Origin of the sequence: Oryzihumus sp. (assembly GCF_036391795.1) — a bacterium.
Taxonomy (GTDB): Bacteria; Actinomycetota; Actinomycetes; order Actinomycetales; family Dermatophilaceae; genus Oryzihumus.
Genome location: NZ_DASVZH010000185.1, coordinates 1 through 11992, shown reverse-complemented (window position 1 = coordinate 11992; position 11992 = coordinate 1). Strand labels below are relative to the sequence as shown.

Here is an 11992-nt window from a genome sequence, read left to right as displayed (position 1 = left end):
CCACCGCGAGCGCTTCGGCGGCCTCCAGCCCGTACGACGCGGCGGCCGGGTCGTGCTCGTAGGCGCGTGCCTGGAACGCGATGCCCGCCCTCGTCAGTGCGACGGTCGCCGGGGTGCCGGTGCTGCCCTGCCTGCCCTTGCCCATGCGCCCGACCCTAGCCACGATGCGACTCTTCGGCGTGGAGAGCCGTGCGCCACAGGCCCGCTGGGTAGGGTCGGCACGCGAGCTCCGGCACCGGGGCGCCCGCACCATGGCGGGGGATGACCGCACGGCGACAGGAGGGCTGTGGAGACGCGACAGGCCCTGACCGGCTGGGGCCGGACCGCCCCCAGCGTCGCCCGGGTGGTCCGGGCCGGCGACGACGCCGAGCTGGTCCGCGCCCTCGCCGCCGCCGACCGCCGTGGTGTCCTGGCGCGTGGCCTGGGTCGCAGCTACGGTGACGCCGCCCAGAACGGCGGCGGGCTGGTCCTCGACATGACGGCCCGGCGCCGCCTCCTCTCGGTGGACGCGGACCGCGCCCTCGTCACCGTCGAGGCGGGTGCCAGCCTCGACACGCTGATGCGCACCCTGCTGCCACAGGGGCTCTTCGTCCCGGTCACCCCGGGCACCCGACAGGTCACGGTCGGCGGGGCGTTCGCCGCGGACATCCACGGCAAGAACCACCACCGGGACGGCAGCTTCGCCCGGCACGTGACGTCCCTGGACCTGCTCACCGCCGACGGCACCGTCCGCAGCCTCACCCCCGAGGACGACCTGTTCTGGGCGACGGCCGGCGGGATGGGCCTGACCGGGGTGGTCCTGCGGGCCACGATCCGGATGCAGCGCGTGGAGTCGGCCTTCTGCCTGGTCGACACCGAGCGCACCACCGACCTGGACGACGCGCTCACGCGCATGGAGGAGGGCGACGACCGCTACGCCTGGTCCGTCGCGTGGATCGACTGCCTCGCCCGTGGGGCCTCGCTCGGCCGCTCGGTCCTCACCCGGGGCAGGCCGGCGCCGCGGGCCGGCCTGCCGCGCGGGCTGCGCGAGGACCCGCTGGCCTTCCGCCCGCCCAGGCCGCTGCCCACCCCGGCGGTGTTCCCCGGCGGCCTGCTGAACCGGGCGACGATCACCGCGTTCAACGACGTCTGGTACCACAAGGCCCCCCGCGAGCGCCGTGACGAGGTCCAGGGTTTCGCCCACTTCTTCCACCCCCTGGACGGCGTGGCGGGGTGGAACCGCCTGTACGGGCCGGCCGGGTTCCTGCAGTACCAGCTCGTCGTGCCCTTCGGCGCCGAGGACGCGCTGCGTCGCTGCGTGGGCCTGCTCAGCGCGACCGGTCACGGCTCGTTCCTGGCGGTCCTCAAGCGCTTCGGCCCGGCCAGTGCCGGCCACCTGTCCTTCCCCCTGCCCGGCTGGACCCTGGCCCTCGACCTGGCCCTGACGCCCGACCTCGGGGCGCTCCTGGACCGTCTCGACGAGGAGGTCGTCCAGGCCGGAGGGCGGCTCTACCTCGCCAAGGACTCCCGGGCGCCCGCAGGGCTCATCCCGCAGATGTATCCGCGGCTGGGGGAGTGGCGGGCGATCAGGACGGCCGTGGACCCCACCGGGGTGTTCACCAGTGACATGGCACGGAGGCTGGAGCTGTGAAGGACGCAACGGGCAACGTGCAACGGGTCCTGCTCCTCGGGGGCACCTCCGAGATCGCGCTCGCGACGGCCGAGCGGCTCCTCGCGCGCCGGCGCGGCGTGCACGTGACCCTGGCCGCGCGGCCCGGCCCGCGACGCAGCACGGCCGCCGCCGCCCTGGCCGCCCGGGGAGCGCAGGTCGACGAGGTCGACTTCGACGCCGGTGAGTCGCGGACCTGGCAGTCCGCCGTCGAGGCGGCCTTCACGGGTGGTGACGTCGACGTGGCGGTGGTGGCTGCCGGGGTCCTCGGCGACCCCGAGCGGGCCTGGCAGGACCTCGACGCGGCGCTGGCCATGGTGCAGGTCAACTACACCGCCGCGGTGGGCTGCGGCGTCCTGCTCGCCGGCGCCATGCGCGCCCAGGGACACGGCACGATCGTCGCGCTGTCCTCGGTGGCCGGCGAGCGACCCCGACGGTCCAACTTCGTGTACGGGTCCACCAAGGCCGGCATGGACGCGTTCTTCACCGGTCTGGGCGATGCCGTGCGGGACGACGGCGTGCACGTCCTGGTCGTGCGACCGGGCTTCGTGCGCACCGCCATGACGGCCGGCCTGGCCCCGGCGCCCCTGGCGCAGGACCCGGCCCAGGTCGCCGAGGTCATCGTCTCGGCCATCGACGCCGGCCAGGACACCGTCTGGTCCCCGGCCGTGCTGCGCTGGGTCATGTCGGTGCTGCGGCACCTGCCCCGCGCGGTGTTCCGCCGGCTCCCGGTGTGAGCCGCCTACCCGTACACCGAGGCACCCAGCGCAGCCGCCCAGAGCACCCCCAGGAGCAGCAGGACCCGGTCATGCAGGGCGATCTGCTCCGGCTCACCCGCCTCCCCGCTGTCGACGTTGACGGCGTAGCGCAGGACCGCGGTGACGAACGGGATGATGGACACGACGTTCCAGGTGCTCTGCTCCCGGTCGCTGAGGTCGTGGACCGAGAAGGCCCACAGGGAGTAGGTCGTGACGAGCACCCCCGCCGCGAGGGTCCACACGAAACGCAGGTAGGTCAGCGTGTAGTGGCGCAGCACGGGGCGCACGGCCAGGCCGGTGCGACCCACCAGCTGTGCCTCGGCATACCGCTTGCCGGCCGCCATGAACAGTGAACCGAAGCCGGCGGTGACGAGGAACCACGGTGAGAGCGGCACGGCCACGGCGACGCCCCCGGCGACGGCGCGCAGGAGGAACCCGCTGGCCACGCTCACCAGCTCCAGGACCGGCTGGTCCTTCAGGCCCAGGCAGTAGGTCACCTGCACGACCTCGTAGGTGAGCAGGACCAGCACCAGCGCACTGGACACCGCGGCGGAGACGCCCAGGGCGCACAGCAGCAGGATGACGCCGGCCGCCAGGGCGGTCGGGACGGGCACGACACCGGCGGCGACGGGGCGTCGGCACTTCTGCGGGTGAAGGCGGTCCGCCCGGACGTCGCGGACGTCGTTGATGAAGTAGACCCCCGAGCTGGCCAGGCAGAACGCCGCGCCCGCTGTCAGCGCGGCGGCCAGCCTCTCCGGCTGCAGCAGCACTCCCGCCGCGGCGGGGGCCACCAGGACCAGGATGTTCTTGGTCCACTGCTGCGGCCGCGCGGTGCGCACGAGCCCGCCCCACACGGTCATGGTGTGCCTCCTGGTCCGGGATCGACCGACGTGCCGGCCAGGACCCCGAGGAGCACGCCGGCGGCGACGTCGGTGGGGTGGTGCACGCCGAGGACGAGGCGGCTCAGGGCCATCGGCCCGACAGCCACCCAGGGCAGCCGCCGGCCGAGCACCCTGCCGTAGGCCACCGCCGCGGCCGTGGTCGAAGTGGCATGGGAGGACGGGAAGCTCCACCGGCTCGGCACCGGCACGAGCACCTCCACCCTGAGGTCCACGGGTCGCCCGCGGCGCACGACCCGCTTGAGCACGACACTGAGCAGGTGCGAGGCCGCCACGGTGCCGGTCGCGCGCAGCCAGGCGCCCTGCCGGGGCCGGTCGACGGCGGCGCCGAGCAGCCCCAGCGCCACCGGCGCCAGGGCGTGCTCGCCCGCCCGGCTGAGCATCCGGGAGGCGGCACGCACGGGCGTGGCGCGCGTGGCGGACTGCACGCCGGTCAGGACCGCGAGGTCGACCCCCTCGACCCGGGACCACGTCCCGGCGAGGCCGCCGCCGGACAGCCACTGCGCGGCGCTCATGGGCGCGCCACGACCGAGACGAAGTCCCGGCTGGAGGGGTAGAGGTAGCGGTCCGGCCGCGGCCGCTCGTCGCTGGTGAGCATGTGGGGCACCGCGGTCCCGGGGGAGGGGTGGGTGTAGGTCATGAAGTTGGTCCAGGACGTGTTGATGTCCAGCTCCATCGCCCGGACCGCTCCGGCGTCGCGGACCAGGGTCGCGAGGGAGCGCACCGACAGCGAGGCGCCGACGACGACCACGACGGACCCGTCTGCCCGCACCCCGACCGCGGAACGCCACACGTACGCCCGGTTGCCCAGCGTCTTGCCCCACGTGCTGGTGGTCGTGCTGTCGAGGTCGGGGGACAGCCGGCCCCCGTCCACGAGCAGGTCGAGGTTCTGCCGCACCGCGACGACGTCCGGGCCCAGCCGGGCGTCCCGCCCCCACTTCACGACGTCGAGGTGGCCGTCGCGGTAGAACACCATCGCCGCCGCGCCCCGGCGCAGGGTGCCGACCTGCTGCCCGCCCTGCCAGTAGCCGCCGCGGGCGTCCTGCATGGTGAACCCCGAGTTGAACGTGGCGATGAGGGCGCTCCGGGCGGACCGCGGCACGGTGGGGGCCACGGGCCAGCCCGTCCCGCCGGGCACCTGGGTCCCGGGGTGCAACGAGAACCGCAGCAGGTGCTGGTCCAGCCACGCCACCCCCGTCACGTAGCTGGTGTGCACGCTGTCGGGGCGCAGGAAGGCCGCACGGATCGCCGGGTCGCCGTGCACCTGGACCAGGGTCTGCCAGCGGCCCTCCCCGGGCAGGGGCGGCTGAGCCTGGAGGGTCAACGGCGCCGGAGCGGCCGAGAGCCGGCGCACCGCCTCCGGCCGGGGGATCGCCGTGCGCTGCGGTCCGGCCGCGGTCGCGGGCCCGTCCGGCTGCACCTGCGGGATGCCCCCGGTGGGAGTGCCGCCCACGGCGGGAGGCGAGAGGGCGTACTGCGCCTGCTCGAGGTCGCTGACCACCCACCCCAGGCCATGGAAGCGGGCCCACTCGGCCAGCCGCGCCGCGGCGCTGTCGGTGCCCGGCGCCATGAGGGCCTGGGCGAGGCTGGACCCCACGAGCAGCGCGCCCCCCAGAGCGAGCACGAGGAGGCCCTGGAGCCAGCGCCGGCGTGGCCACCACCGACGACGGCGCGGCGCCCCCGGGGGCATCCCGGCGCGCCGCAGCGCCCTCCGGCGCATGGTGCTCTGTCCAGCCATGTAGGTCCTCCCGGCGTCTCGTTGCAGACGGTAAGGCACGGGCCTGTGCCGGGCGGGGAAATCCTTCGGGACGTCGTCGCGTCAGCCCACGGAACGACGGGTATGCCGTGCCCCTCACGGTGAGGGGCACGGCATACCGGGGTGGGCGCGGGTGGGCCCGCGTCGGTGCCTCAGGCGTGGACCGAGTGGCTGGGGACCGGCTCCAGGGACTGCGCCTCGGCGGCCTCGCGGGAGGCGCGCGCCTGCTCGACGGCCGCCGCGTGCGCCTCCTCGTGCCCGCCGTGCTGGGCCCACCACTGCCGGCCGGCCTCGGGCAGCGTGTAGATCGGGTCGTAGTAGACGAACTCGCGCGAGAGCGCCTCGGCGTCCTCGCCCTCGATCGAGGTGCGGTAGTTCTTGCGCCAGTAGGACATGCCGCGCTCGGTGTCGTAGGAGTCGACCTGGTGGACCCAGCGCTTGCCGACGAACGGCACGTCGCACACGATCCGCGGGGTGGCGAAGCCGGGCAGGTAGCCCATCATCGAGTGCTGCAGGTGCTGGGCCTCGGCCAGCGACATCCGCCAGTGCTCGCTGAACGGGATCATGTCGCACATGTAGAAGTAGTACGGCGTGATCGAGGCGCCGTCGAGCAGCGCGAAGCACAGGTCCAGCAGCGCCTCGGTGCTGTCGTTGACGCCCCGCATGAGCACGCCCTGGTTGCGCACGTCGCGCACGCCGGCGTCGAGCATCGCCCTGGTGGCGGCGGCGACGGCCGGGGTGACGGACTGGGCGCTGTTGACGTGGGTGTGGATCGCCAGGGAGACCCCGCGCTCTCGGGCCTTGCGGGCCACCCGGCCCACGCCCTCGACGACGTCGTCGGCCAGCCAGTGCTGCGGCAGACCCATGAGCGCCTTGGTCGCCAGGCGGATGTCACGGATGTTGTCGATCTCCAGGAGCCGGTCCAGGAAGGCCTCGAGGTTCTTCCACGGCATGTTGGCCACGTCGCCACCGGAGACGACGACGTCGCGCACCGAGGGGGTGTTGCCCAGGTAGGCCAGCATCGCGGCGTAGCGGTCGACCGGCTTGAGGTCGAACTTGAGCTTGGCCACCGTCGGCGTGGAGTTGCCGACGAGGTCCATGCGCGTGCAGTGCCCGCAGTACTGCGGGCAGGTCGGCAGCAGCTCGGCCAGCACCTTGGTCGGGTAGCGGTGGGTCAGCCCCTCGGCCACCCACATGTCGTGCTCGTGCAGCGAGTCGCGGGAGGCGTAGGGGTGCGAGGGCCAGTCGGTGCGCCGGTCGCTGAACACCGGGAGCATGTAGCGCCGGACCGGGTCGGCGTAGAACGCGGCGGTGAACTCGGCGCCCGCCGCCGGCATGGCGCCGTCGGTCGAGGGGACCATCGTGTTCATCATCTGCGGCGGCACGAGCATCGACATGGTGGCGCGCTCGGCCTGGTCGCGCTCGAGGTCGAGGTAGAACGCCTCGGTGAGCAGGTCGCCCATGAGCTCGCGCAGCTGCTTGACGTTCTTGACGCAGTGCGCCCGCTGCCACTGGGCGCTGGCCCACTCGGCGGCCGTGACGTCCTTCCAGCCGGGCAGGCGGGTCCAGTCGGGCTCCACCAGCTCACGACGGCGGTAGGCGTAGGGCTGCTCGATCTTCGCGCTCATGACTGGCAGGATACGGGAGAACTTGCGGCGAACCGCAAGCCTCACCGCAAGATCTGTTCCCGACGCCGCTGATGGAGGACCCGCTGTGAACGACGTGCGCACCACCCCGAGCTCGCCGGTCGGCCTGCACCGGGTGCTGGAGCCGGCGGGGGAGCGGATCACCCTGCCCCAGGCGGCCCGGCGCCTCGACGCCTCGCCGCAGGTCTGGCCCGACGAGGTGCGCATCGCCGTCGAGACGCTCAACCTCGACGCCGCCTCCTACCGCCAGCTCGCCGAGGCCCACCGCACGCCGGCCGGGGAGGTCGACGGCGAGGCGGTCCGCGCCGCCGTCCTCGACATCGTCGCCACCCGCGGCAAGATGCAGAACCCCGTCACCGGCTCGGGGGGCATGCTCATCGGCACCGTCGAGGAGGTCGGCCCGGACAGCCCGCTCGGCCTCGTCCCGGGCGACCGGGTCGCCACCCTGGTCTCCCTCTCCCTCACCCCGCTGGCCCTCACCGACGGGCTCGCCCGCTGGGACGGCCGCTCCGAGCGCGTCCCGGCCCAGGGCCACGCCATCCTGTTCGGCCGTTCCATCGCGGCGAAGCTGCCCGCCGACCTCGACCCCGAGCTGGCCCTGATGGTGATGGACGTCTGCGGGGCACCGGCGCTGGTCGCCCGCGTGGTGCACGAGTACACCGACCGGGGGCAGATCCCCTCGGTCCTCGTCCTCGGGGGCGCCGGCAAGTCCGGCTCGCTGTCCCTGGCCGCTGCCGCCGACGCGGGGGCCGGCCGCCGGGTCGCGGTCGTGCCGTTCGAGGCCGAGGCCGAGCTGCTGCGCGGCACCGGGCTGGCGGACGAGGTCGTCATCGCCGACGCGCGCTCGCCGCTGGGCCTGTCCGGGGCGGTGGAGGCGGCCGGTGGGGCCGCCGACATCACCGTGGTCTGCGTCGACGTGCCCGGCTGCGAGCAGCCGGCGATCCTGTCCACCGCCCAGGGCGGCACGGTCATCTTCTTCTCCATGGCCACCAACTTCGCAGCCGCGGCGCTCGGCGCCGAGGGCCTGGCCGCCGACGTCCGCATGCTCGTCGGCAACGGCTACGTCCCCGGGCACGCCGACTACGCCCTGTCGCTGCTGCGTGGCAACGCCGCGGTGCGGGCCCTGTTCGAGGGACGCCTGGAGCACGAGCAGACTGTGGCCCCGTGAGCACTCTCTACCGTGGGGGCTTCGTCTACAGCCCCGTCGACCCGTTCGCCACCGCCCTGGTCGTCACCGGCCACGAGATCGCGTGGATCGGCGGTGAGGAGGCGGCTGCCGGTCACGCCGACGCCGTCGACGAGGTGGTGGACCTCGACGGCGCCCTGGTCACCCCGACGTTCGTCGACGCCCACGTGCACACCTCGATGACCGGCCTGTCGCTGGAGGGCGTCGACCTGTCCGACGCGCTGTCCCTGGCCGAGGCGCTGTCCCGCATCGAGAATGCGGCCCGCGCCCGCCAGGGCCGTCCCGTCTACGCCCACTCCTGGGACGAGCGGGCCTGGCCCGAGGCGCGCCCCGCCACCGGCGCCGAGCTGGACCGCGCCTCCTACGGCGGCGTGGTCTACATGCCGCGCGTCGACGCCCACTCCGCCGTGGTCTCCTCGGCCCTGGCCGCGGCCGGCGGCGCTCGCGGCCGCGACGGGTGGCACGAGAGCGGCCTGGTCCTGCGCGAGGCGCACCACCTGGCCCGGGAGGCGTTCCACGCCGGCATCACCCCGGCCGACCGCCGCCGCCATGTCGACCTGGCCCTGCGGGCCGCCGCGGAGGCCGGCATCGGGCTGGTCCACGAGCATGGGGCCCCGCACCTGAGCAGCGCCGAGGACCTCGCGGCCGTCATCGCCGCCGGGGACCGCGGCGACGGCCCGCAGGTGATGGCCTACTGGGGCGAGCTGGTCGAGGACGAGCAGGCGGCGCGTGACCTGGTCTCGCGGCTGGGCGCCCGCGGTCTGGCCGGCGACCTGTGCGCCGACGGCTCGGTCGGCTCGCGCACGGCTCGGGTGCGCCGGCCCTACACCGACGAGGACACCCACGGCTGCGCCTACCTCAGCGTCGAGCAGGTCCGCGACCACGTGGCCGCCTGCAGCCTCGCCGGGGTGCAGGCCGGCTTCCACGTCATCGGTGACGCCGCCGTGGAGACCGTGGTGGCGGGGCTGCGCGCGGCCGCCGACCGGGTCGGCGCCGACGTGGTCCGCCGCGCCCGGCACCGGCTGGAGCACCTGGAGATGCCCGACGCGGACGCCATCGCCGCCCTGGTCGACCTCGGCGTCCACGCCAGCGTCCAGCCCGCCTTCGACGCCGCCTGGGGAGGCGAGGCCGGCATGTATGCCGCGCGGCTGGGTGCCGAGCGCGCCCTGGCCATGAACCCGGTCGCCTCGATGGCCGCCGCCGGCCTGTCCCTGGCGCTGGGCTCGGACACCCCGGTGACCCCGTTCGCGCCGTGGGAGGCGATCCGCGCCTGCGTCAACCACCACAACCCCCAGCAGCGCATCTCCGCCCGCTCGGCGTTCCTGGCGCACACCCGCGGCGGCTGGCGCGCCGGGGGCATCGACGACCGGGGCTACCTCGACCTGGGCCAGCCGGCCAGCTTCGCTGTCTGGTCCGTGGGCGACCTCGTCGTCCAGGCGCCGGACGACCGCATCCAGACCTGGAGCACCGACCCCCGCTCCGGCACGCCGGGCCTGCCCGACCTCGGCCCCGGCGCCGACCTGCCCGTGAACCTGCGGACCGTCATCCGCGGCCGCACCGTCTTCGACCGTGAAGGTGCTCTGACATGAGCCAACCCGCCAAGCTCGAGCTCGACCCGACCGTGGTCCGCAAGGCCCGGTCCCTGGCCCGCAAGGCCGGTGCGCCCGTCGTGAAGCTGGCCCGCACGCACACGACGGTCTCCGTCGAGCGCGCGGTGCTGCGCCTGGCCGGCCTCGCCGGCGCCGACCACGAGCGCGTCCCGTGGGTCAACCACCTGGTTTCCCGGGTGCGCGACGAGGTCGGTCTCGAGCACGGTGTCACCACGCCGGTCTTCGACGCGCTGCGCCGCGGCGAGGCGCCGGACCTGCTGACCCTGGCCCAGAAGGCCGCCGCCGGATCGGTCTCGTTCCGCCTGCCGGAGGGTCGCGACCTGCGGTCGGCGCAGTCCCTCGCGATGCGCACGGTCAAGCCGGGGATGACCCGCATCGACAGGAACCGCGCCACCCGCGACCGGCTCGTCAAGCGGCACGGCGACCCGAGGCAGCGTCCGTGGATCTACCTCATCGTGGCCACCGGCGACATCTACGAGGACATCCCGCAGGCGCAGGCCGCGGCGCGTGAGGGCGCCGACGTCATCGCCGTGATCCGCTCCACCGGGCAGTCGCTGCTGGACTACGTGCCCGAGGGCGCGACCCGCGAGGGGTATGCCGGCACCTACGCCACCCAGGAGAACTTCCGGCTCATGCGGGCCGCCCTGGACGAGACGAGCAAGGAGCTCGGCCGCTACATCCGGCTGACCAACTACGCCTCCGGGCTGTGCATGCCCGAGATCGCCACGCTGGCCGGCCTCGAGCGGCTCGACATGATGCTCAACGACTCGATGTACGGCATCCTCTTCCGCGACATCAACCCGATCAGGACCTTTGTGGACCAACGGTTCTCGCGCCAGATCCACGCCCGGGCGGGGATCATCATCAACACCGGCGAGGACAACTACCTGACCACCGCCGACGCGGTCGAGGCGGCACACACCGTCACCGTCAGCCAGCTGCTCAACGAGTACTTCGCCAAGGAGGCGGGGCTGCAGGACTGGCAGCTCGGGCTGGGCCACGCGTTCGAGATCAACCCCGACCTGCCAGACAGCTTCCGGATGGAGCTGGCCCACGCCATGCTCGCCCGCCAGCTGTTCCCCAACGCGCCGCTGAAGTGGATGCCGCCGACCAAGCACATGACCGGCGACGTCTTCCGCGGCTACCTGCTCGACGGGTTCTTCAACCTCGTCGGCGCGATGACCGGCCAGGGGATCCTGCTGGTCGGGATGATGACCGAGGCCGTGGTCACCCCGTTCCTGTCCGACCGGGACCTGGCGCTGCAGAACGTCCGCTACGTCATGAACGCCGCGGGCGGGCTGACCGAGGACTTCCACCCGCCGCGGGACGGCTTCATCCAGACCCGGGCCCGGCAGGTCCTCTCCGAGGCGGTCGACCTGCTCGAGCGGATCGTCAGCGACTCCGACGCGGCCGGCGACCCGCCGCTGCTGTCGGCCATCGCCGACGGCACGTTCGGGCTGATGAAGCGCCCCGCGGACGCCGGCAAGGGCCTCGACGGCGTCGTCAGGCGCGCCGACGGCTACGACAACCCCGCGATCACCCTGCTGGAGCAGAAGGAGTCGGCAAAGTGAGCACGGCAGTGAGCCCCGCGGCGGGCGGCTCCGCGGAGGCGACCACCCGCGATACCCAGGCCCCCGACCTGATCCGCCCCTACGGCGACACCACCGGCGACGGCATGGTGCAGGTGTCCTTCACCCTGCCCATCCCGCACGACAAGCGGGCCGAGGGCGCCGCCCTGCAGCTGGCGAAGAAGATGGGCATCGAGCCGGCCCTGCTGGTGCACGCCAAGGCGATGGGTCCGGACTTCACGTTCTTCGTGGTCTACGGCAGCGTCAACCACCTCGTCGACCTGCGCGAGGTCACCGTCGTGGAGCGGGAGTACCCGCTGCTGTCGGCCAAGGAGGTCAACGCCGCGATCAAGTCCCGGCTGCGCCGCAAGCTCGTCGTGGTGGGGGCCTGCATCGGCACCGACGCCCACACGGTGGGCATCGACGCGATCCTCAACATCAAGGGGTTCGCGGGGGAGAAGGGCCTGGAGTACTACCGGGAGATCAAGGTCGTGAACCTCGGTGCCCAGGTGCTCGTGCCCGACCTCGTCGCCCGCGCGAAGGCGGAGAAGGCCGACGCCGTCCTGGTCAGCCAGGTGGTGACCCAGAAGGACGCCCACATCCACAACACGACGACCATGTCGGCGGCGTTCCGCGAGGCCTACCCCGCCGGCAAGGTGCCGCTGCTCGTCGCCGGCGGCCCGCGATTCGAGGAGGGCTCGGCCGGCAAGCTCGGCGTCGACCACATCTTCGGCAAGGGCACGACGCCCGGCGAGGTGGCGTCCTACCTCGTGCACATGCTGGCCGACAAGAAGGAGCACGCCCGATGAGCCCCCGTGCCACGCCCGAGCAGGTCGGCACCACCGTCACCCACCGGCGCTACGTGCCCTACAGCCACGCGCACTACGCAGGCAACCTCGTCGACGGGGCCTACTCCCTGGC

The 11992-nt window shown here is 73.7% G+C and carries 10 protein-coding genes and 1 pseudogene; 6 read left to right on the top strand and 5 right to left on the bottom strand.

All coding sequences use genetic code 11. The features are described from left to right. Positions 1–145 (bottom strand): annotated as a pseudogene (locus tag VF825_RS10960) (Cys-tRNA(Pro) deacylase); the annotation flags it as partial. A gap of 141 nt (positions 146–286) precedes the next feature. On the opposite strand from VF825_RS10960, the gene VF825_RS10955 reads away from it, so the two are divergent. Both VF825_RS10955 and VF825_RS10950 read left to right on the top strand, forming a co-directional pair. After that, the gene (locus tag VF825_RS10955) at positions 287–1630 is read left to right on the top strand and encodes an FAD-binding oxidoreductase (RefSeq protein ID WP_331113132.1); all 1344 of its coding nucleotides are present in this window, start codon (positions 287–289) and stop codon (positions 1628–1630) included. Further along, positions 1627–2385, top strand: coding sequence for a decaprenylphospho-beta-D-erythro-pentofuranosid-2-ulose 2-reductase (locus VF825_RS10950; RefSeq protein ID WP_331113130.1), 759 nt, complete (start codon positions 1627–1629; stop codon positions 2383–2385). The genes VF825_RS10955 and VF825_RS10950 overlap by 4 nt, the downstream gene beginning before the upstream one ends. A gap of 5 nt (positions 2386–2390) precedes the next feature. Here VF825_RS10950 and VF825_RS10945 read toward each other — a convergent pair whose 3' ends face one another. The 4 genes from VF825_RS10945 to VF825_RS10930 form a co-directional block, all read right to left on the bottom strand. Further along, complete coding sequence (locus VF825_RS10945; RefSeq protein ID WP_331113128.1) at positions 2391–3266, bottom strand: decaprenyl-phosphate phosphoribosyltransferase; 876 nt, start codon at positions 3264–3266, stop codon at positions 2391–2393. Further along, positions 3263–3820, bottom strand: a complete 558-nt coding sequence (locus tag VF825_RS10940; protein ID WP_331113126.1) for a phosphatase PAP2 family protein — start codon at positions 3818–3820, stop codon at positions 3263–3265. Before VF825_RS10940 ends, VF825_RS10945 begins: the two co-directional genes overlap by 4 nt. Beyond that, positions 3817–5043, bottom strand: a complete 1227-nt coding sequence (locus tag VF825_RS10935) for a phosphodiester glycosidase family protein (RefSeq protein ID WP_331113124.1) — start codon at positions 5041–5043, stop codon at positions 3817–3819. Before VF825_RS10935 ends, VF825_RS10940 begins: the two co-directional genes overlap by 4 nt. A gap of 170 nt (positions 5044–5213) precedes the next feature. After that, on the bottom strand, positions 5214–6689 hold the full coding sequence (locus tag VF825_RS10930) for a lysine 2,3-aminomutase (RefSeq protein WP_331113122.1): 1476 nt from the start codon (positions 6687–6689) through the stop codon (positions 5214–5216). A gap of 85 nt (positions 6690–6774) precedes the next feature. On the opposite strand from VF825_RS10930, the gene VF825_RS10925 reads away from it, so the two are divergent. From VF825_RS10925 to VF825_RS10910, 4 genes are read left to right on the top strand one after another with little or no spacing between them, the layout of a single operon-like run. Continuing rightward, complete coding sequence (locus VF825_RS10925; protein ID WP_331113120.1) at positions 6775–7875, top strand: L-erythro-3,5-diaminohexanoate dehydrogenase; 1101 nt, start codon at positions 6775–6777, stop codon at positions 7873–7875. Continuing rightward, positions 7872–9482 (top strand): amidohydrolase, encoded by a 1611-nt coding sequence (locus VF825_RS10920; protein WP_331113118.1) that lies wholly within the window; start codon positions 7872–7874, stop codon positions 9480–9482. The genes VF825_RS10925 and VF825_RS10920 overlap by 4 nt, the downstream gene beginning before the upstream one ends. After that, positions 9479–11074, top strand: coding sequence for a lysine 5,6-aminomutase subunit alpha (locus VF825_RS10915; protein ID WP_331113116.1), 1596 nt, complete (start codon positions 9479–9481; stop codon positions 11072–11074). Before VF825_RS10920 ends, VF825_RS10915 begins: the two co-directional genes overlap by 4 nt. After that, a complete protein-coding gene (locus tag VF825_RS10910; RefSeq protein ID WP_331113114.1) occupies positions 11071–11880 on the top strand; it encodes an OAM dimerization domain-containing protein in 810 nt (269 codons plus the stop codon). The genes VF825_RS10915 and VF825_RS10910 overlap by 4 nt, the downstream gene beginning before the upstream one ends. Positions 11881–11992: the final 112 nt, after the last annotated feature.